Genomic DNA, 20,821 nt, shown 5'->3' on the forward strand with positions numbered 1-20,821 from the left:
AGGCTATATTCTGATAGTGATTTGTCAACTCGCCAAACGTTTCTTCTTATTTGCTGGCGGCAATACTGGCCTTTCATCCAATTGTCATATTTCAGCCATAGAGTGTTCACACGGCCTGCTGATACTTGGCCCCGACTTAACACACCCTATCTGCTAGGAGTAAGGCATGAAACTGAAGCGTTTGATGGCGGCAATGACTTTTGTCGCTGCTGGCGTTGCGACTGCCAACGCGGTTGCCGCTGTTGACCCTGCTATCCCGAGCTACACCAAGACCACTGGTGTGTCGGGCAACCTGTCCAGCGTCGGTTCCGATACCCTGGCCAACCTCATGACCCTGTGGGCCGAGAACTACAAAAAAGAATACCCGAACGTCAACATCCAGATTCAGGCCGCCGGTTCCTCTACCGCGCCACCTGCACTCACCGAAGGCACCGCCAACCTGGGCCCGATGAGCCGCAAGATGAAGGACAACGAGCTGCAGGCTTTCGAGCAGAAGTACGGCTACAAGCCGACTGCCATCCCGGTAGCCGTGGATGCCCTGGCCGTGTTCGTGCACAAGGACAACCCGATCAAGCACCTGACCATGGCTCAGGTCGATGCGATTTTCTCCTCGACACGCCTGTGCGGTGCCAAGGCTGACGTCAAGACCTGGGGCGACCTCGGTGTGACCGGTGACCTGGCCAACAAGCCAGTGCAACTGTTCGGCCGCAACTCGGTATCCGGCACCTACGGCTACTTCAAGGAAGAAGCCCTGTGCAAAGGCGACTACAAGCCAAACGTCAACGAACAACCAGGTTCGGCGTCGGTGGTGCAGTCGATCAGCAGCTCGCTTAACGGCGTTGGCTACTCGGGTATCGGCTACAAGACCGCCAGCGTGAAAACCGTTGCTCTGGCCAAGAAAGAAGGCGGCGAGTTCATCGAGGACACCGAAGAAAACGCCCTGAACGGCAAGTACCCGCTGTCGCGTTTCCTCTACGTATACGTCAACAAAGCCCCGAACAAGCCTCTGGCCCCGCTGGAAGCCGAGTTCGTCAAACTGGTGCTGTCGAAGCAGGGCCAGGAAGTGGTGGTGAAAGACGGCTACATCCCGCTGCCAGCCAAGGTTGCTGCCAAAGCACTGGCTGACCTCGGTCTGCAGGAAGGCGGCTCTGTCGCCAAGCAGTAACAAATCGAGCCCGGCGTAACGCCGGACTCTTTGTGGGAGCGAGCAGGCTCGCTCCCACAACCACCAAATTTTCGACTCCGCTGCCGGGCCTTCCGGGTGGCGGATTTGCTGCGTCACTGCATTGTCATCTTTCTGTCATACAGGATCGCTAGGGTGTGCGCATGAATGATCTGGCCAATTCCCCAATGACTACGACTTCCCCTCCCAAGCGCATTGATTTCAATACGCCTGAGCTGCAACGCAAGCGCCGCATTCGCGCGCTCAAGGATCGCTTCACCCGTTGGTACGTCCTCGTCGGCGGCCTGGCGGTGCTCGCGGCCATCACCCTGATCTTCTTCTTCCTCGCTTACGTCGTTGCGCCGTTGTTTCAAGGTGCCGACCTGACCGCGAAGGACTCGATCACCCCGGCCTGGATGCAGGACGCCGGCAAGCCGCTGATGATCTCGCTCGAAGAGCAGAATCAGGTGGCGATGCGCGTCTCCGACAAGGGGCAGGCGTTGTTCTTCGATATCGACAGTGGCGCTGAACTCAAGCGCGTCGATCTGCCGGTGCCGGCCGGCGCCAGCGTGACGTCCATCGGTGAAGATCAACCGGGTCATCCGCTGGTGGCCGTGGGCCTGTCCAACGGTCAGGCGCTGGTGTTCCGTCACACCTATAAAGTCAGCTACCCCGATGGCAAGAAAACCATCACGCCGGCCATCGAGTACCCGTACGGTGAGACACCGATTGCGCTGAACGAAAGCGGCGGCGCGCTGGAGCATGTCAGCCTCAATGCCACCGATACGACCCTGATGCTGGTGGGCTCTACCGGTTCGCAACTCAATGTTCTGTCGCTGACCAGCGAAGAAAACCTGATGACCGGCGAAGTCACCAACGAGCAGCAGCGTATCGATCTGCCGCAGATGACTGAGCCGGTGAAAAACATCTTCGTCGACCCGCGTCAGCAGTGGCTGTACGTGGTCAACGGTCGCGCTCAGGCCGATGTCTTCAGCCTGCGCGACAAGAGCCTCAACGGTCGCTACAAGCTGCTGGAAAATGCTGACGCCGAAGTCACCGCGACCACGCAACTGGTCGGTGGTATCTCGCTGATCATCGGCGACTCCAAGGGCGGTCTTGCCCAGTGGTTCATGGCCCGTGACACCGATGGCGAGCAGCGCCTGAAGCAGATTCGCACGTTCCAGATGGGCAGCACGCCCATCGTTGAAATCGCTGCCGAAGAACGCCGCAAAGGCTTCCTCGCCCTCGACGCCAGCGGCAAGCTTGGGGTGTTTCACAGCACCGCGCACCGCACGCTGCTGGTCGATCAGGTTGTCGACGGCCAGGGCCTGTTCGGTCTGTCGCCGCGCGCCAACCGGGTGATCGTCGAAGCCGGCGGCAAGCTGCAACCGTTGCTGCTCGACAACCCGCACCCGGAAGTGTCGTGGAGCGCGTTGTGGAGCAAGGTCTGGTACGAGAACTACGACGAGCCCAAGTACGTCTGGCAATCGACCGCCGCCAACACCGATTTCGAGCCGAAACTGAGCCTGTCGCCACTGACCTTCGGCACCCTGAAAGCCGCGTTCTACGCGATGCTGCTGGCCGCGCCACTGGCCGTTGCCGCTGCGATCTATACCGCGTACTTCATGGCCCCGGGCATGCGCCGCAAGGTCAAGCCGGTGATCGAACTGATGGAAGCCATGCCGACGGTGATCCTCGGTTTCTTCGCCGGTCTGTTCCTCGCGCCGTATGTGGAAGGGCATCTGCCGGGCATCTTCAGCCTGCTGATGCTGTTGCCGATCGGCATCCTCGTCGCCGGTTTCACCTTCAGCCGCCTGCCTGAATCGATCCGCCTGAAAGTCCCGGACGGCTGGGAAAGTGCACTGCTGATTCCGGTGATCCTGTTCGTGGGCTGGCTGTCGCTGTACATGAGCCCGTTCATGGAGAACTGGTTCTTCGGCGGCGACATGCGCATGTGGATTTCCCACGACCTGGGCATCACCTACGACCAGCGCAACGCTCTGGTGGTCGGCCTGGCCATGGGTTTCGCGGTGATCCCGAACATCTACTCGATCGCTGAAGACGCCGTGTTCAGCGTGCCACGCGGCCTGACCCTCGGTTCGCTGGCCCTCGGTGCTACACCGTGGCAGACCATGACTCGCGTGGTCATCCTTACCGCCAGTCCGGGGATTTTCTCGGCGCTGATGATCGGCATGGGCCGCGCAGTCGGTGAAACCATGATCGTGCTGATGGCCACCGGTAACACCCCGGTCATGGAAATGAACCTGTTCGAAGGCCTGCGCACCCTGGCCGCCAACGTTGCAGTGGAAATGCCTGAATCGGAAGTCGGCGGCAGCCACTACCGCGTGCTGTTCCTCTCGGCGCTGGTGCTGCTGCTGTTCACCTTCGTCATGAACACCCTGGCAGAACTGATTCGTCAGCGTCTGCGCAAGAAATACTCGTCGCTTTAAGCAAAGGTAGAAGTCTGTGAAACAGAACTCCCTGAAAGGATGGTTCAAGAGCGGCGCCCCGGGCGTCTGGATCAGCGGTGGCGCGGTGTCCATCGCGGTCATCATGACCATTGGCCTGTTGGCGGTGATTGCCGTGCGCGGTCTCGGTCACTTCTGGCCGGCGGACCTGATCCACGCGCATTACGACGTACCCGGCCAGGCCAATCACCTGATCGTCGGCGAAGTGGTGCAGAAAGAAGAAGTGCCGCGTGCCCGTCTGAAGAGTGCCGGCCTGCCGGTGCCTGACGAAGGTCCGGAATTCATGACCCGCGAGCTGGTCAAGGTCGGCAACCGCGACCTGAACGGCAACGACTTCACGTGGATCGTCGGCGACTGGCTGACCAAGCAGACCACGCCGCCCGAGTTGATGGCGATCGAGCGTCGCGAGTGGGGCAATTTCTACGGCTACCTGGTCAACGTCAAACAGGACGGCAAGGTCATCGCCGAAGGCGAGGCCGCATGGCCTGAGCTGCAAGCGCGCATCGATCGGGTCAACGATCTCGCGGCTCAACTGAAGACGCTGGAAAAAACCGACATTGGCGCGATCAACGCCGGCCTCGAGCGCATCCGTCTGCACGGTCGCAAACTCGAGCTGGAAGGCAAGCTCGACGCCACCGCGCAAGCGGACATGGAATCCGAGCGCGCCGAGCTGGACGCGCGCTACAAAGACATCGAAGCGCGTCTGTCCGATCTGCATGCACAGTTCAACCGCGACGCCTTGACCGCCCGTGACGCCAACGGCAAGGAAATCGAAATCGGTCTGGGCAAAGTCGTGCATGCCTACCAGCCGAACGGCATGAGCACGTTGACCAAGGTCGGCTTCTACTTCAGCAAGATCTGGGAATTCCTCTCGGATGACCCGCGTGAAGCGAACACCGAGGGCGGGATCTTCCCGGCGATCTTCGGCACCGTGATGATGACCCTGATCATGGCGATGATCGTCACCCCGTTCGGCGTACTGGCGGCGGTGTACCTGCGTGAATACGCCAAACAGAACACCCTGACGCGTGTGATTCGTATCGCGGTAAACAACCTTGCCGGTGTACCGGCGATCGTTTACGGCGTGTTCGGTCTGGGCTTCTTCGTCTACGTGCTCGGTGGTTCGGTTGACCGCTTGTTCTTCCCTGAAGCACTACCGGCACCGACCTTTGGTACGCCGGGTCTGCTGTGGGCCTCGCTGACGCTGGCGCTGCTGGCAGTGCCGGTAGTGATCGTGGCGACCGAAGAAGGTCTGGCGCGGATCCCGCGTACCGTGCGTGAAGGTTCGCTGGCACTGGGCGCAACCAAGGCCGAGACGCTGTGGAAGATCGTTATCCCGATGGCCAGCCCGGCAATGATGACCGGCATGATCCTCGCCGTGGCCCGTGCCGCCGGTGAAGTGGCGCCGCTGATGCTGGTGGGCGTGGTGAAACTGGCGCCGTCGCTGCCAGTGGATGGCAACTACCCGTACCTGCACCTGGACCAGAAGATCATGCACCTGGGCTTCCACATCTATGACGTCGGCTTCCAGAGCCCGAACGTCGAAGCGGCCCGTCCGCTGGTGTACGCCACGGCGCTGTTGCTGGTGCTGGTGATCGCGACGTTGAACCTGTCGGCGGTGTATATCCGCAACCACCTGCGCGAAAAGTACAAAGCACTGGATAGCTAAAGCCATTAGCCACAAGCGGCAAGCCACAAGCCGCTTTTGCTCAAACTTGCAGCTTGCAGCCAGAAGCTTGCAGCTACGAACGGAGTGAGACCCATGCAGCACGAAACACACAGCCACGGCATCAACATGTCTGCCCTGGGCCGCGACAAGCAGAGCCTGAACCTCGAGCAGGAAACCGTGGCCATCGAAGTGCCCGGCCTGAGCCTGTACTACGGCGAGAAACAAGCGCTGTTCGACGTCAGCATGAACATTCCGAAGCAGCGCGTGACCGCGTTCATCGGCCCGTCCGGTTGCGGCAAGTCGACTTTGCTGCGCACCTTCAACCGCATGAACGATCTGGTTGACGGCTGCCGCGTTGAAGGCGCGATCAACCTGTACGGCAACAACATCTATCGCAAGGGCGAAGACGTTGCCGAGCTGCGTCGTCGCGTCGGCATGGTGTTCCAGAAGCCCAACCCGTTCCCGAAGACCATCTACGAAAACGTGGTGTACGGCCTGCGTATCCAGGGCATCAACAAGAAGCGCATCCTCGACGAAGCGGTTGAGTGGGCATTGAAGGGCGCGGCGCTGTGGGACGAAGTCAAAGACCGTCTGCATGATTCGGCGCTTGGCCTGTCCGGTGGTCAGCAACAGCGTCTGGTGATCGCCCGTACCATCGCGGTTGAACCGGAAGTTTTGCTGCTCGACGAACCGTGCTCGGCACTCGACCCGATCTCGACGCTGAAGGTCGAAGAGCTGATCTACGAGCTGAAATCCAAGTTCACCATCGTTATCGTCACGCACAACATGCAGCAGGCGGCGCGGGTGTCCGACTACACGGCGTTCATGTACATGGGCAAACTGGTGGAATTCGGCGATACCGATACCCTGTTCACCAATCCGGCGAAGAAGCAGACCGAAGACTACATCACCGGTCGCTATGGCTGACCGAACAGCTGCAAGCCGCAAGCTTCAAGCGGCAAGAAAGAGCGGTTCGAGTACGACACAAATCAGCTTGCAGCTTGTAGCTTGCAGCTCATGGCTTTTGCGGAGCAAATCATGATTTCGAAGGAAGGTTTAACCCATCACATTTCCGCGCAGTTCAACGCCGAACTGGAAGAAGTGCGCAGCCACCTGCTGGCCATGGGCGGGCTGGTCGAGAAGCAGGTCAACGACGCCGTCACGGCGCTGATCGAGGCCGACTCCGGTCTGGCTCAGCAAGTGCGCGAGATCGACGACCAGATCAACCAGATGGAACGCAACATCGACGAAGAATGCCTGCGCATTCTTGCTCGTCGTCAGCCGGCAGCGTCGGACTTGCGTCTGATCATCAGCATTTCCAAGTCGGTGATCGACCTTGAGCGCATCGGCGACGAAGCGACCAAGATCGCCCGCCGTGCCATCCAGTTGTGCGAAGAAGGCGAAGCGCCGCGCGGTTACGTCGAGGTTCGCCACATCGGCGACCAGGTGCGCAACATGGTCCGCGATGCGCTGGACGCGTTCGCGCGTTTCGACGCCGATCTGGCACTGTCGGTGGCGCAGTACGACAAGATCATCGACCGCGAATACAAAACCGCCCTGCGCGAGCTGGCGACCTACATGATGGAAGACCCGCGCTCTATCTCGCGGGTGCTGAGCATCATCTGGGTCCTGCGTTCGCTGGAGCGCATCGGCGATCACGCGCGCAACATCTCGGAACTGGTGATCTACCTGGTCCGCGGCACCGACGTGCGGCACATGGGCCTCAAGCGCATGAAGGAAGAAGTTGAAGGCACCAGTGCCGAAACCGCTAATGTTCCGGGCGAAACTGACGATAAGTAAGATTGCCTGAGAAAAGCGCCCGGCCCTTTGGCCGGGCGTTTTTGTTTGTGCTTTTCACAGGCGGCCGAATTGAAAAGCGAATTAAAAAGCAGCACCCGCGAACGAAAAGTCCCGGCGTGACTGAAGAGTTTTGGCAATGTGCCATCAGCCAGCGTTATGCTTGCCGGGATTTTAATAGGGGTGTTGGATGAGCAAGATCAGTGTGTTGGTCGTGGACGATGCTTCGTTCATTCGTGACCTGGTGAAAAAGTGCCTGCGTAATTACTTCCCGGGGATCCGCACCGAGGACGCCGTGAACGGCAAAAAGGCCCAGGCCATGCTGGCCAGAGAAGCTTTCGACCTGGTGTTGTGCGATTGGGAAATGCCGGAAATGTCCGGCCTCGAGCTGCTGACCTGGTGCCGCGAGCAGGACAATCTCAAGACCATGCCGTTCGTCATGGTGACCAGCCGGGGCGACAAGGAAAACGTCGTGCAGGCGATTCAGGCTGGTGTGTCCGGCTACGTCAGCAAGCCATTCACCAATGAACAGTTGCTGACCAAGGTCAAGCAGGCGCTGAACAAGGTCGGCAAGCTCGACACCCTGATGAACAGCGCGCCGACCAAGATGAACTCGGCGTTCGGCAACGATTCGCTGAGCGCACTGACCGGCGGCAAGCCTGCGGTGGTCGGTGCTGCCCCGGCTGCGGCGGCCAACCCGTTTGCCAAGCCTGCTGCGGCGGCTCCGGCAGCCGCTGCTGCGCCATCGCGCGGTTTGCTCAACGCGCCGCCGGTGCAGGCACCTGCCGCGTCGAAAGCGCCGGTCGGTGGTCGCGGTCAGGGCCAGTTGCGCCTGCCGAGCGGCACCCAGCAATGCGTGATCAAGGCACTGAGCATCAAGGAAGCGCTGCTGGTGGTGAAGCGCACCGAGACCCTGCCGCAGATCCTCGACAGCGCCGTGCTCGATCTGGAGCAGGGCGACAACGCCGAAGTCGCGCGCCTCAACGGTTACCTGCACGCGGTTGTCGCGGTTGAGCAGAAGCCAGACAGCGAATGGCTACAACTGACGTTCCGCTTCGTCGATCAGGACGCGCAGAAGCTCGACTACATCTCCCGCCTGATTGCCCGTGGCACGGCGCAGAAGCATTTCGTCCCCGGCGCGTGATCTTCGTCGCCTGACAATGATCGTTCCCACGCTCTGCGTGGGAATGCAGCTCGGGACGCTCTGCGTCCCTTACGCAGAGGACGCGGAGCGTCCGATTGAGGCATTCCCACGCAGAGCGTGGGAACGATCAGCTCCTGCACTGCCTATTTGCAACATCTGTCGACTAGCCTGGTCTGCTTCACCTGCTAGGCTCATTTCCAGGCCTTCTTTCGACAGATCCTTGCCCATGCTCGCGCGCCTGCTGTTTCTCTGTGCTGTCTTTCTGGCCTCCACCTCGGCAGTGGCCATGACCATCTATAAATCCACCGATGCCAACGGCGTGGTTTCCTACAGCGACCGGCCGAGCAAAGGCGCACAGGTGTTCGTGTTTCAGGACCGCATGGTCGAGCGCCTGGAGCGCCAGGTGTACCTCGACATCAAAAAGCAGAAAGGCACCGACGTGGTGTTCGTGCGCAACGATCTGTACGCGCCGGTCGAGATCGCCCTGGCATTCACCGGCCTGAGCAACGTGCGCGGCGCACCGGCGCAAACCATTCGCCGGGTGCTGCCCGCGCGCAGCAACACGCGGCTGGCGCTGCTGACGGCGATTTCCGCCAGCAAGCCGCTGGTGTATTCGCCGCAGTTCCATTATTCGCTGGGCGACCCCGCTGGCGCGGCGCAGAGCTATCGCTATCCACTGCCGTGGCGTGGCGGGCCGTTTCGCCTGAGCCAGGGCGCCAACGGCCAGTACAGCCACTACGGGCCGAAGAATCGCTACGCCATGGACATCGCCATGCCGGTGGGCACGCCTATCATTGCCGCGCGGGCCGGGGTGGTGGTCAAGACTGAAAACTCACAGAGCGGGCGCGGCACCGATGCGTCGGGCAATTTCGTGCGGGTGCTGCACGATGACGGCACGATGGGCGTGTACCTGCACCTGAAACAGGGCTCGGTGAGTGTGCGTGAGGGGCAACGGGTCAAGGTCGGCAGTCCGCTGGCGCTGTCTGGCAACACTGGCAACAGCAGCGGCCCGCACCTGCACTTCGTGGTGCAGCGCAATACCGGCGAAGGGCTGGTGTCGATCCCGTATCAGTTCAACCAGCCGTTGGGGGCGTTGCCCAACTTTGCGTTGGGCAAGCAGTGATGTGTTGACCATGCAAGCCCCTTCGCGAGCAGGCTCGCTCCCACAGTTGAAATGCATTCCAATGTGGGAGCGAGCCTGCTCGCGAAAGAAGCGGCGCGGTCCCGGATCAGCCCATCAATCCAGCATCAACACCTTGGCCAGCACAATCTTCGGCCCTTTCATCTTCTTGATGATGATGCGCAGGCCTTCGACTTCCAGCACTTCTTCCTCTTCCGGCACGCGTTTGAGGGTTTCATAGACCAGCCCGGCGAGGGTTTCCGCTTCGATGTGGTCCAGGTCGATGCCCAGCAGGCGCTCGACCTTGAACAACGGAGTATCGCCACGGACCAGCAGCTTGCCCGGCTGATAGGCGAGAATGCCGCGCTCAGCCTTGCGGTGTTCGTCCTGAATATCGCCGACCAGCACTTCCAGCACGTCTTCCATGGTCAGGTAGCCGATGATGTTGCCATCAGCCTCCTCGACCACGGCGAAGTGCGAGCCGCCCTTGCGGAACTGTTCCAGCAACTGCGACAGCGGCATGTGCCGCGACACACGCTCCAGCGGACGGGTCAGTTCGGCCAGGTTGAACGACTCGGGAATGTGGTCCAGCGCGGCCAGTTCCAGCAGCAGATCCTTGATGTGCAGCAGGCCGACGAACTCTTGGCGTTCGCTGTCGTACACCGGATAGCGGCTGAACTTGTGGCGACGGAACATCGCCAGGATTTCCTTCAGCGGTGCGTTGAATTCCAGAGTGATCAGGTCTTCCCGGGAGTTGGCCCAGTCGACCACTTCCAGTTCGCCCATTTCCACCGCCGAGGCCAGTACGCGCATGCCTTGGTCGCTCGGATCCTGACCGCGGCTGGAGTGCAGGATCAGTTTCAGTTCTTCGCGGCTGTAATGGTGTTCATGGTGCGGGCCGGGTTCGCCTTGCCCTGCGATACGCAGGATCGCGTTGGCGCTGGCGTTGAGCAGGTAGATCGCCGGATACATCGCCCAATAGAACAGGTACAGCGGCACCGCGGTCCACAGCGACAGCAACTCGGGTTTGCGGATCGCCCACGACTTCGGCGCGAGTTCACCGACCACGATATGCAGATAGGAAATGATGAAAAACGCGGTGAAAAACGAGACGCCTTTGACGATCTCCGGCGAATCGACGCCGATCGCGCTCAACAGCGGTTCGAGGATATGCGCGAACGCCGGCTCACCGACCCAGCCCAGGCCGAGGGAGGCGAGGGTGATACCCAACTGGCACGCCGAGAGATAGGCATCGAGCTGACTGTGCACGGTGCGCAGGATATGCCCGCGCCAGCCGTGCTGCTCGGCGATGGCTTCGACCCGGGTCGAGCGCAGTTTGACCATGGCAAATTCCGCCGCAACGAAAAAACCGTTGAGCAGTACCAGGATCAGAGCAAAAAGAATCATGCCGAAGTCGGCGAAAATGGTAGCGAGGGACAAGCCAGGGGAAGGGTCCATGATGGAGTTTTGCAGGTTCCGTGTGATTCGAAAGTAAGGGAAAACAGCGCCTGAAAGGCAGGCGCAAGTCAGCCAATGTAGCTGCTGACTTGGCAATTGCCTAGTGGCGTGTGCCGGGCGGCATCACTCGGCGGCGCCGATCGCCCGTGCGCTGGCCACCTGGGCCGGGGCGAAATGGCAGGTGAACGTACTGCCGTGGCCGGGCACGCTGCTGATCTCCATGCGCGCGCGATGGCGCAGCAACACATGTTTGACGATGGCCAGACCGAGGCCGGTGCCGCCGGTGTTGGAGTTGCGGCTGGAATCGACGCGATAGAAGCGCTCGGTCAGGCGCGGCAGATGTTTGCTGTCGATGCCGATGCCCGAATCCTGCACGCTCAGGTGCGCGCCTTGATCGTCGCCCCACCAGCGAATGCGAATGTTGCCTTCGGCCGGGGTGTACTTGACCGCGTTGAACACCAGATTGGAAAACGCACTGCGCAACTCCGCTTCGCTGCCCTTGAGCAGCACGCCGGCATTGGCTTCCAGCGTGATGTGCTGATTCTTCGCGCCAGACAATTGCTGGGCGTCGCTGGTGATCGACTGCAGCAGTGTATCGATCTGTACCGGCTGGTTGTCCGACGGGTAATCGGTCGCTTCGAGCTTGGCCAGCAGCAGCAAGTCGTTGAGCAGCGTCTGCATGCGCCCGCCCTGTTGTTGCATCTGCTGCAAAGCCCGGCTCCAGCGCGGGTTCACTTCTTCGACGTTATCGAGCAGGGTTTCCAGATAGCCGCAGATCACCGTCAGCGGTGTGCGCAGTTCGTGGGAAACGTTAGCGATGAAGTCTTTGCGCATTTGCTCCAGTTGATGGATGCGCGTGACATCGCGCACCAGCATCAGGTGCTCGTTGTTGCCGTAGCGGGTCAGGTACAGCTGAATGCGCACGCGATCGTTGGTCGGCGAAGGGATTTCCAGCGGCTCGGCGAAGTTGTCCTGCTCGAAATATTCCTTGAAGCGCGGATGCCGCACCAGGTTGGTTACCGGTTGGCCGCTGTCTTGTGGGGTCTTGAGGCCGAGCAGGGTTTCAGCGGCGCGGTTCCACCATTCCAGGTTGCCGTCGCTGTCGAGCATGATCACTGCGTCTTTGAGTGCCGCGGTGGATTCCTGCACCCGGTCGATCACCGCTTGCAGGCGCCCGCGCACCCGTTGGTCGCGGCGTTGCAGGTGGTAGATGCTGTCGAACACTTCGCCCCATAGACCGTAGCCATCGGGCGGCGCTTCATCGGGCTGGTGTTGGCGCAGCCATTCGTGCAGACGCAGCAATTGCTTGAGCGTCCAGGCCAGATACAGACCCAGGCCCACCGCGAGGCTCCAGCCGTAATAGCCGCTGATCAGCCCGATCACCAGGCACGCGGTGACCAGTAGCAGCATGTGGCGAATCAGGGTGCCATGCCAGTTTTGATTCACAGGGGCGTCCTTAGCCGCAGCGTCAAGTTTCAAGCTACAAGCTGCAAGCTAAAGCGGATCGGCTTTCACTTGCCGCTTATAGCTAGAAGCTTGCAGCTGCTTTTTTATGCTTTTGTGGAGAACCGATAGCCCGTACCGCGCACGGTTTGTACCAGATTTTCGTAAGCATCGCCGAGGGCCTTGCGCAGGCGGCGAATGTGCACGTCGACGGTGCGCTCTTCGACATAGACGTTGCCGCCCCAGACCTGATCCAGCAACTGGCCGCGGGTGTAGGCGCGTTCCTGGTGGGTCATGAAGAATTGCAGCAGGCGGTATTCGGTCGGGCCCATCTCGGCCGGTTTGCCGTCGATGGTCACGCGGTGGCTGATCGGGTCGAGCAGCAGACCACCGACTTCGATCGGCGCTTCGCCGTCGGTCGGGCCGGCGCGGCGCAGCACCGCCTTGAGGCGGGCGACCAGCTCGCGCGGGGAAAACGGTTTGGTGATGTAGTCGTCAGCGCCGACTTCCAGACCCTGGATCTTGTTGTCCTCTTCGCCCTTGGCGGTGAGCATGATGATCGGGATGTCCCCGGTCAGCTCGTCACGCTTGAGGCGTCGGGCCAGTTCGATGCCGGACGTGCCGGGCAGCATCCAGTCGAGCAGGATCAGGTCCGGTTTGCGGTCGACGATGATGGCGTGGGCCTGCTGTGAGTTCTCTGCCTCGAGGCAGTCATAGCCGGCCATTTCCAACGCCACGGCGATCATTTCGCGAATGGGCGCTTCGTCGTCGACGATCAGAATGCTCCTGCCAACCATGCCTTAATCCTCTTGTCATTTAACTGTCTTGCGCCGCATTAGATAACGGAATTATTGCAGTCGTGTGACAGTATTTCTGCCCGCCAACAAGTTTGACCATCCTGGACTAAGCTCTAAGTCCGAATCCTGACAACCACAAAAGAAGGTTTCCATGACTCAGATGACTGCTTCTTTCAAAGCCCTGCTGGTGGCCGCGGCCCTGGCGTTGCCTGGCCTGGCCATGGCTGCCGATCCGGCGATGGAGAAGGACGGCATGTTCACCGACCACAAAGGCATGACCCTGTACACATTCGCCAAGGACTCCGCCGGCAAGTCAGCGTGCAATGACAAATGCGCAGCGAACTGGCCGCCATTGATGGCGCAGGCGGGTGACAAATCGATGGGCGACTGGACGGTGGTCAAGCGTGACGACGGCTCGATGCAGTGGGCTTACCAGGGCATGCCGCTGTACACCTTCGTGATGGACAAGAAGGCCGGCGACATGACCGGCGACGGCAAGATGGACGGCGCCTGGAAAGTCGCCAAAGCCAAATAGCCATGGTCCCGTGTAGGCCTTCGCCTGCTCGCGATAGCGGTGTGTCAGCCGCATTTTCGTTAACTGACACACCGCTATCGCGAGCAGGCGAAGGCCTACACTGATTTGGGTTTAGCGCAGCGCGTAATCCACGACGATCCCGACAAAAATTGCCAGCCCGGCCCAATGATTGTGCAAGAACGCCTTGAAGCAACGCATCCGATCGCGATCGCGGGTGTACCAGAACTCCCACGCATAACAGCCAGCCGCCACCAGCAAGCCGAGGTGAAACCACATTCCCAGCTCGAATTTCGACCCCGCCAGCATCAGGCAACCCAACGACAGCGCCTGCAGGCTGAGAATGATCACCCGGTCCGCCTCGCCAAACAGGATCGCCGTGGATTTCACCCCGATCTTCAGGTCGTCATCGCGGTCGGTCATTGCGTAGTAGGTGTCATAACCCACCGTCCACAACAGGTTGGCAATCCACAGCAGCCACGCCGCTGCCGGCAACTCACCGGTCTCGGCAGTGAACGCCATCGGCATGCCCCACGAGAACGCGGCGCCCAGCACAACTTGCGGGTAATAGGTGTAGCGCTTCATGAATGGATAGGTGCAGGCCAGCGCCAGACCACCCAGTGACAGCCAGATGGTCGGCGCGTTGGTGCACAGCACCAGCAGAAAACTGATGCCCATCAGCACGGCAAAGAATATCAGCGCTTCTTTCGAGCTGATCCTGCCGCTGGCCAAGGGGCGCTGCGCGGTGCGTTTGACATGGCCGTCGACCTTGCGATCGGCCCAGTCGTTGATCACGCAACCACCGGCGCGGGTCAGCACCACACCGAGGACAAAAATCACCACGTTGGCCAATGACGGCGAGCCCTTGCCGGCAATCCACAACGCCCACAATGTCGGCCACAACAGCAGATAGATACCGATCGGCTTGTCCATGCGGGTCAACTGAATGAAATCCCAGGCGCGCGGGTTCAAGCGGTTCAGGGACTTGAGCAGGCTCTGATACATCAGCAGTTCTCCGGATGGGCGCGAGCGGCACGCCACAGGCTCGGCAGGAAGATTTCCGCAACCAGCACGCTCAGCGCGCCACGGTCGAAACGCGAGCGCCGTCCCCACAGTTCAGGCGCTCTGACATCTATTGGCAGCCAGTCTTCAGGGTAGTGGCAAACCTCGAGGGCGCGGCGCTGAAACGCCTGGTCGCAAAACAGCAGTTCGCCCAGCGAGCGGCTGCCGAGTTCGTCCATGTGCAAGCCGTCACCCTGCAATGCCGCACGCGAGGCGACGCTGCGGGCGAACACCCAAGCCTCGCCGTGGCCACGCAGATACACCTCGCGCACCCAGCCTTCGCTGCCTTCTGCCAGCTCCAGCGCCGCGCATTCGTCGCTGCGCAGGGTGGCCCAGCCTTCGAACAACGGCGTCACGCTGAAGCCATCGCTGGACAGTCGCGTCAGGCGGCGGGTCAGCGAACCTTCGTCGAACAACCAGTCCAGGGTCAACGAATCGGGGCGGGGTGACAGTCGGCTTTGGGTCAGCCAGAGCGGGGCGGGGCAGGCATTTGAATGTTGCACAATGAGTCATTATTGGCCGCAAATGAGGCGGCGAGCTTACCATGGCAGGCGGCGAGATTGATCGATCCGGGTGGCCGTTGCGCCGAACAGGCTTGCATCTGTCGGGCACCCTCAGTACAAAACGCCCTGAGCCGGATGGCAGCGCAACACCCATCGACTGTCCGCGCCAGCAATCGCCTGAACCTTGAGGAAGTATCCGAATGAAAAAGTGGCAATGCATCGTCTGTGGCCTGATCTACAACGAAGCCGACGGCTGGCCGGATGACGGCATTGCGCCGGGCACCCGCTGGGAAGACGTGCCGGCAGACTGGCTGTGCCCGGACTGCGGCGTCGGCAAAATGGACTTCGAAATGATCGAAATCAACTAAGCGAAATCAAGGAGTAAGGCATGAGCGCACCTGTCGTCATCATCGGCACTGGCCTGGCGGGCTACAACCTGGCCCGCGAGTTTCGCAAGCTCGACAGCGAAACCCCGCTGCTGCTGATCACCGCCGATGACGGCCGCTCGTACTCCAAACCGATGCTCTCCACCGGTTTCGGCAAGAACAAGGATGCCGACGGCCTGAGCATGGCCGAGCCCGGTGCCATGGCCGAGCAGTTGAAGGCCGAAGTGCGCACCCACACGCGCATCAGCGGCATCGATGCCGGCCACAAACGCCTGTGGATCGGCGAAGAGGCGGTGTATTACCGCGACCTGATTCTCGCCTGGGGCGCGGAAACCGTGCGTGTGCCGATCGAAGGCGATGCTGCCGATCTGGTCTTTCCGATCAACGATCTGGAAGACTACGCACGGTTTCGTGCGGCCGCGGCCGGCAAGCGGCGCGTGCTGTTGCTCGGTGCTGGGCTGATCGGTTGCGAGTTCGCCAATGACTTGATCCTCGGCGGCTACGAAGTGCAACTGGTCGCGCCGTGCGAGCAGGTCATGCCGACTCTGCTGCACCCGGCCGCTGCGGCCGCCGTGCAGGCCGGGCTGGAAAGTCTCGGCGCAAAATTTCACCTCGGCCCGGTGCTGACCCGCCTGCAGAAAGTTGCCGATGGCCTCGAAGCGCACCTGTCCGACGGCCAGGTCGTCGCCTGCGACGTGGTGGTCTCGGCAATTGGCCTGCGCCCACGCATCGATCTGGCAGCGGCGGCGGGGCTCCAGGTCAATCGCGGTGTCATGGTTGATCGGCAGCTTAAAACGTCCCACACCAATATCTACGCCTTGGGCGACTGCGCCGAGGTCGACGGGCTGAATCTGTTGTACGTCATGCCCCTTATGAGCTGCGCGCGAGCGCTGGCCCAGACCCTGGCGGGAAACCCGACAGCGGTCAGCTACGGCCCGATGCCGATCACCGTGAAAACCCCGGTGTGCCCGCTGGTGGTCTCGCCGCCGCCGCGTGGCAGCGAAGGCGTATGGACGGTTGAGGGGCAGGGCGCCGACATCAAGGCGCTGTGCCGCAATGCCGATGGTCAGTTGCTCGGTTATGCGCTGACCGGCGCCGCGGTCATGGAAAAACTCGCCCTGAACAAACAGCTTCCGGCCCTGCTGGCGTAAATGCCGGTCGTTCTGTCGTAAACACCCCGCTTTTGCCCCGACAAAGGTCGCGGGGAGACTGGCGTCGCCCGTATCCGCGTGCCATTCTCACTCCCGTCTGCCGCAGAGTAGAGCCTGCGGCGCCTTGGGCGCTGTTCCAACGAGAACAGCACGGACATAACAACAAAAAACCGTCAAAGGGGCTTCACTAATGCGTAAACCAGAACTCGCCGCCGCCATAGCGGAAAAAGCGGACCTGACCAAAGAACAGGCCAATCGCGTCCTTAATGCCGTCCTCGAAGAAATCACCGGCGCCCTGCACCGCAAGGACAGCGTAACGCTGGTCGGCTTCGGCACCTTCCTGCAACGCCACCGCGGCGCCCGCACCGGCAAAAACCCGCAAACCGGCGAACCGGTGAAGATCAAGGCCAGCAACACCGTTGCGTTCAAGCCAGGCAAATCGTTGAAAGACAGCGTTAATCCATAATCGCGGCGTGTTCCCCTGAATGACGGGGAGAACCGCGATCACAAAAATGGGCACACCGATTGCGGTCGGGTGCCCATTTTTTGTGGCTGTGTGATGGCTTACTGGCGACGGAAGCATGCCTTGCCGTTGCCGAAATCCACGGCCAGGCAGTCAGGTTCGATAGCCAGTTCCAGGTCCTGGAAGAGGCCGCCCAGATCGCTGTTCGAGGCAGCCTTGGTTTGGCTTTTCAGCAGCACTGTCTGGTTCTCCACTGCCCAAGTGCCTTTGGCGAAGCCGTCGGCACTGCCATACGAAACGCCCGCATCAAAGGTGCCGTCTTTGCGCAGCAACAGTTCGGCGCCCATTTCCATCGCCCCGGTCAGATAGTAATGACCTTCCAGCGCAGGGGCGGCAGCGAATGCCGAGGTGAAGGGAAGGCCCAGAAGTGCGGCGAAAATGAGTGGTTTCAGTTCCATGAGGTGAAGCTCCATGCCAGCTGTTGTAGGGGTGCCGATTTTCGGGCTTCGGATTCTGGCATAACCACGGTTTGCCCGCGCGTTGTTATGACGCTACACAATCGAATCAATATCCAGATGAAACGGCGCGCCAACCGCCCGCCCACCGGTCATCGCGGCGATTGCAGCATCGTGGTCTGCGGCGGCGGGCGGAGTCATCGCCAATTGTTCCTGGATGAGGTTTTCCGGGTTGGCGTTCCAGCGCAGCAGACTTTCCTCGACCCATTCGGGCTGGTCGGCGAAGCTGCCGTAAACATCAGCCTCGGTTATGCGTTGGCCGCGCAGTGCTTTCAGGCGGGCCTCGGTCATGCTGATCTTGTCGATCTCCTGAATGAGTATCAGCGTTTTGTGGGTGAACTCCTGCTCTCGCACGTAGGAGCGATGGTTGCTTTCGAGATCGCGCCTGACAGCGCGCAGCTGTTCCCGGATATTTTTCAGGGCGCTGCTGACCCACTCAAACTCGCGATCGGTTACCAGCGCACGCTTGAGCCGCAGCGCTTCCTGCCAACGGCGCAAGCTGGCCCAGCAGCCGGGTATATAGCTGCCGACCATTGAGTGATGACCTGCGGAACGCAATTGCCGCAAAAACGATTCGCGCTCGGGCAAACCGTTGGTCGCACGCAAGGCCTGGGCGCAGCCGTGATCAATGATCGTGCTGCAACCCGGTTCCCAAAGAATGGAAGACCGATGGTTCTTGTCGAACTCAACCGGCATGAAATGGCGCAAGGCACCGTGATGCCCATAGTCGTCACCCATTATGTTGGTCATTCCCCAGATCAGGAGCCCGAGGCCGGCGACCGGATTAAGAGCCAGCACTCCGGCGTTGGCTCCGTACATCGGTACAGGCTCGGCGAAGGTATTCATCCAGGTCGCCGGCACGCTCGGCACCGGATCGTTCTGATTGACGATGCGGTGGTGCACCAGCGACTTCGCGCTTTCGATGAAGGTGGTGTCGCCGGCGCGGGGGGCGCCGTAGGTGTAGAGCACGATATCCGGGGAGAACTCCAGGTTGCGTCTCAGCATCTCGGACAGGATCAGTGCAACTGCACCGCCCAGACTGTGACCCGTGATCAGCAGCTTTTGCCCACTGTAGAATTTTTCCAGATAAGTCACGATGAATGGATAAGCCGCCAAAGCTCCACCGTAGAAACCGCGGTGCACTTTGCCTTCGCCTTCGGCAAAGGGAACCTGATAGGCATCGCCGTCACGCCGGCCGTCGGGCCAGATCTCACTGGTACCGCGTACGCTGATCAGGATCAGTTCGTCGTGGTGGCAGATGAAAGCTTGGGTATCAGTACTGTTGTCTTTGTTACGGTCATCGAGACAGTGCAACTTGGCCGGGTGTTCTTGTTCGTCGCCCAACGCCGGGTCGTTCACTTCGGGGTAAAGGTTCGGGTCGAACGGCACCACTTCCAGGCGTTTCGAATACGGCACGTCTTCGTACAGGGGGTAGTATTTCTGCGTTTGCGAGTCATCGACCTTCCACAACTCGTTGAACTGCGGCAGCGCGTGGCCGAACCAGTTGCCGCTGCTGGGCTGTAGCGGAAAGCTTACCGTGTCGGTCTGCACCGGTTGAGTGTTGGGTTCCTGTCCGAAATCGGTGTAGCTCAGCGTCGCCATCACCGACAGCTGATAAAGGTTGAGCGCGCAGAACGCCTCGCCTGTTGACAGCATTGGCCGTAGCGCTCTCATCGGCCGTACTTCCAGCACATGGTGCTTGTTCGGCAGCAGCGCAACGCCATTGGGCGGTGGCGGGGAAAACCCCAGCTCGACGGTGGCCATTTGCGCGGGACTCAGGATTGCGTGCAGTCCGCCACCCGCAGAAGTTTTATCGACGAGTGTGAAGTCTCTGGACATCGCCGCCGATCGCATGAGCTTGTGCGCCGCCCTCTTCGGAGGGTCGCGACGAGCAGCCAGCGGCGGCAGGTGGGCGATGTGTTTGACCAGTTCACTGACTTCGACCTGACAGTACGCATCGGTTTCGGCCAGCTCCCTGGCGGGATTGGCTTGGGTGCGAACGCCGGTTTTGTGGAAGAAGCGGGTTTTTTCGGCGCGGACCTGGAGCTCGGTGATGGGGAGGGGGTAGTGGGGACGCTTCTGCAAAAAGGTGTAGGATTTCTCGCTACCTTGATAGCGGCTTTTCAATTTGAGTATTACTGGACCGCAATAGTGATCGGCAATCTCTGCAGATCCAGTCGCATCAAGCTTCCCGGTATAGATCGTGTCTTCGTAATCAATCACTTCGTAAGACAGACCAGCGTACGGCTTACCGTCGCCGAACTCGTCCACTAGCTGGAAGCTGGTCCGATGGCTGCGTTTAGGGCAGGCATATATGTCGCCCCGCATGAAGCGCAAATCAGTCGCTGAGAGAGTCTCGATGTTCATGGCGTCCCTTGCTCGGTGCATCCCGGGTAGATGGTGCAAACCCGCCCATCGACCATCTTGAAAGTGCTGAAATCTCTATCGTTGCCGTAGCAAAAAGCGTATTGATCCTGGAAGTTGTCACCCATACAGCGCTTCCAGCCATCAGGCACTTTCACCCACGTATCGCCGATGGCGGGTAGCTCTTCACTTGCCAACCTGACTTTCATCGTCACTGTTTTGCCCCCAAGTTGCGTCAGCGTGTACGCGGCAAAAGGTCTCGTTCGCAGCACTTTTCCCTGTGCATCCATACCTTTGCATCTCAACATTTTTATTAGGTTACGCTTGGGGCTGACTGTCCGAAAAAACCACATGCATTCGCCTGTAAACTCACCCAGGCCGTCCTCGTTGAATGTGCCCTTTATTCGTTCCAGCAACTCTGGACGCACGAAAATCGAGGCGTAGTCCATGCTGAAGTTGCTTCGGCCTTTTCCATAAAAGCCGATGACCTTGATTTCCACTTTGTTGAGCGCCAACGGACAATCGCTGACGGTTTTGTACAACTCGATTTCCGCAGTGTTTACATATTCCATGGTGGGTTTATTGAAGCTCACCCAGAAAACCGGCTTTCCGGGCACGTGGCAGGTTTCACCTGCGGCAGGCAGGTAGATAGCCTTGAGCTCGTATTTGAAGTCAGGTGGGAAGTCCGGAATAAAGGTGAAGGAGTTTGGCTTGTCTACCGCCGAACAGCCTGAAATCAGAGTGAGAGCACCGCCGAGAGTACTGGCGAAGAGGGCTCGTTTAATTC

General features: G+C 60.3%; 19 protein-coding genes. 11 read left to right on the forward strand and 8 right to left on the reverse strand.

The genetic code is table 11. The features are described 5' to 3' along the window. Positions 1-166 precede the first annotated feature (166 nt). From J3P93_RS00620 to J3P93_RS00650, 7 genes are all read left to right on the forward strand, one after another. The gene (locus J3P93_RS00620) at positions 167-1,165 is read left to right on the forward strand and encodes a phosphate ABC transporter substrate-binding protein PstS (RefSeq protein WP_090287642.1); all 999 of its coding nucleotides are present in this window, start codon (positions 167-169) and stop codon (positions 1,163-1,165) included. A gap of 413 nt (positions 1,166-1,578) precedes the next feature. Further along, complete coding sequence (locus J3P93_RS00625) at positions 1,579-3,612, forward strand: ABC transporter permease subunit (protein ID WP_197677995.1); 2,034 nt, start codon at positions 1,579-1,581, stop codon at positions 3,610-3,612. A gap of 16 nt (positions 3,613-3,628) precedes the next feature. Continuing rightward, on the forward strand, positions 3,629-5,299 hold the full coding sequence (pstA, locus tag J3P93_RS00630; protein WP_203420046.1) for a phosphate ABC transporter permease PstA: 1,671 nt from the start codon (positions 3,629-3,631) through the stop codon (positions 5,297-5,299). A gap of 93 nt (positions 5,300-5,392) precedes the next feature. Then, entirely contained in the window at positions 5,393-6,226 is an 834-nt protein-coding gene (gene pstB, locus J3P93_RS00635; protein WP_090287634.1) for a phosphate ABC transporter ATP-binding protein PstB, read from the forward strand. A gap of 111 nt (positions 6,227-6,337) precedes the next feature. Further along, the gene (gene phoU, locus J3P93_RS00640; RefSeq protein ID WP_203420045.1) at positions 6,338-7,099 is read left to right on the forward strand and encodes a phosphate signaling complex protein PhoU; all 762 of its coding nucleotides are present in this window, start codon (positions 6,338-6,340) and stop codon (positions 7,097-7,099) included. A gap of 187 nt (positions 7,100-7,286) precedes the next feature. Further along, positions 7,287-8,240, forward strand: coding sequence for a response regulator (locus J3P93_RS00645; RefSeq protein ID WP_203420044.1), 954 nt, complete (start codon positions 7,287-7,289; stop codon positions 8,238-8,240). 226 nt (positions 8,241-8,466) lie between these two features. Then, positions 8,467-9,363, forward strand: a complete 897-nt coding sequence (locus J3P93_RS00650; RefSeq protein ID WP_434594244.1) for a peptidoglycan DD-metalloendopeptidase family protein — start codon at positions 8,467-8,469, stop codon at positions 9,361-9,363. Positions 9,364-9,477: 114 nt separating this feature from the next. On the opposite strand, the gene J3P93_RS00655 is transcribed toward J3P93_RS00650, so the two are convergent. The 3 genes from J3P93_RS00655 to phoB all read right to left on the reverse strand — a co-directional run bounded on the left by J3P93_RS00655 (position 9,478) and on the right by phoB (position 13,058). Beyond that, entirely contained in the window at positions 9,478-10,818 is a 1,341-nt protein-coding gene (locus J3P93_RS00655; protein WP_090287628.1) for a hemolysin family protein, read from the reverse strand. A 123-nt stretch (positions 10,819-10,941) separates the two neighbouring features. Beyond that, the gene (phoR, locus tag J3P93_RS00660) at positions 10,942-12,228 is read right to left on the reverse strand and encodes a phosphate regulon sensor histidine kinase PhoR (protein WP_231988049.1); all 1,287 of its coding nucleotides are present in this window, start codon (positions 12,226-12,228) and stop codon (positions 10,942-10,944) included. A 140-nt stretch (positions 12,229-12,368) separates the two neighbouring features. Then, positions 12,369-13,058 carry a phosphate regulon transcriptional regulator PhoB gene (phoB, locus tag J3P93_RS00665; protein ID WP_007896474.1) on the reverse strand — a complete coding sequence of 230 codons (690 nt, stop codon included), beginning with the start codon at positions 13,056-13,058 and terminating at the stop codon, positions 12,369-12,371. A gap of 151 nt (positions 13,059-13,209) precedes the next feature. Between phoB and J3P93_RS00670 the strand changes: the two genes are divergently transcribed. After that, positions 13,210-13,593 carry a COG4315 family predicted lipoprotein gene (locus tag J3P93_RS00670; protein ID WP_434594249.1) on the forward strand — a complete coding sequence of 128 codons (384 nt, stop codon included), beginning with the start codon at positions 13,210-13,212 and terminating at the stop codon, positions 13,591-13,593. Positions 13,594-13,704: 111 nt separating this feature from the next. Here J3P93_RS00670 and ubiA read toward each other — a convergent pair whose 3' ends face one another. After that, positions 13,705-14,595 carry a 4-hydroxybenzoate octaprenyltransferase gene (ubiA, locus tag J3P93_RS00675; protein ID WP_434594251.1) on the reverse strand — a complete coding sequence of 297 codons (891 nt, stop codon included), beginning with the start codon at positions 14,593-14,595 and terminating at the stop codon, positions 13,705-13,707. Beyond that, positions 14,595-15,155, reverse strand: a complete 561-nt coding sequence (locus J3P93_RS00680; RefSeq protein WP_434594253.1) for a chorismate--pyruvate lyase family protein — start codon at positions 15,153-15,155, stop codon at positions 14,595-14,597. The genes ubiA and J3P93_RS00680 overlap by 1 nt, the downstream gene beginning before the upstream one ends. A 200-nt stretch (positions 15,156-15,355) precedes the next feature. Between J3P93_RS00680 and J3P93_RS00685 the strand changes: the two genes are divergently transcribed. The 3 genes from J3P93_RS00685 to J3P93_RS00695 all read left to right on the forward strand — a co-directional run bounded on the left by J3P93_RS00685 (position 15,356) and on the right by J3P93_RS00695 (position 17,158). Then, entirely contained in the window at positions 15,356-15,523 is a 168-nt protein-coding gene (locus tag J3P93_RS00685; protein ID WP_003177199.1) for a rubredoxin, read from the forward strand. 20 nt (positions 15,524-15,543) lie between these two features. Beyond that, on the forward strand, positions 15,544-16,692 hold the full coding sequence (locus tag J3P93_RS00690) for an NAD(P)/FAD-dependent oxidoreductase (protein WP_434594256.1): 1,149 nt from the start codon (positions 15,544-15,546) through the stop codon (positions 16,690-16,692). Between the two features lie 190 nt (positions 16,693-16,882). Beyond that, positions 16,883-17,158: an HU family DNA-binding protein gene (locus J3P93_RS00695; protein WP_003213368.1), complete on the forward strand. Its 276-nt coding sequence runs from the start codon at positions 16,883-16,885 to the stop codon at positions 17,156-17,158. Positions 17,159-17,256: 98 nt separating this feature from the next. Here J3P93_RS00695 and J3P93_RS00700 read toward each other — a convergent pair whose 3' ends face one another. The 3 genes from J3P93_RS00700 to J3P93_RS00710 all read right to left on the reverse strand — a co-directional run bounded on the left by J3P93_RS00700 (position 17,257) and on the right by J3P93_RS00710 (position 20,819). Then, entirely contained in the window at positions 17,257-17,613 is a 357-nt protein-coding gene (locus J3P93_RS00700) for a hypothetical protein (protein ID WP_434594259.1), read from the reverse strand. Positions 17,614-17,706: 93 nt separating this feature from the next. Then, positions 17,707-20,037, reverse strand: coding sequence for a lipase family protein (locus J3P93_RS00705; RefSeq protein WP_434594262.1), 2,331 nt, complete (start codon positions 20,035-20,037; stop codon positions 17,707-17,709). After that, a complete protein-coding gene (locus J3P93_RS00710) occupies positions 20,034-20,819 on the reverse strand; it encodes a hypothetical protein (RefSeq protein ID WP_434598518.1) in 786 nt (261 codons plus the stop codon). Before J3P93_RS00710 ends, J3P93_RS00705 begins: the two co-directional genes overlap by 4 nt. Positions 20,820-20,821: the final 2 nt, after the last annotated feature.

The sequence above is a fragment of the Pseudomonas sp. R3-57 genome, assembly GCF_051132065.1.
In the GTDB taxonomy this organism is placed as follows: domain Bacteria; phylum Pseudomonadota; class Gammaproteobacteria; order Pseudomonadales; family Pseudomonadaceae; genus Aquipseudomonas.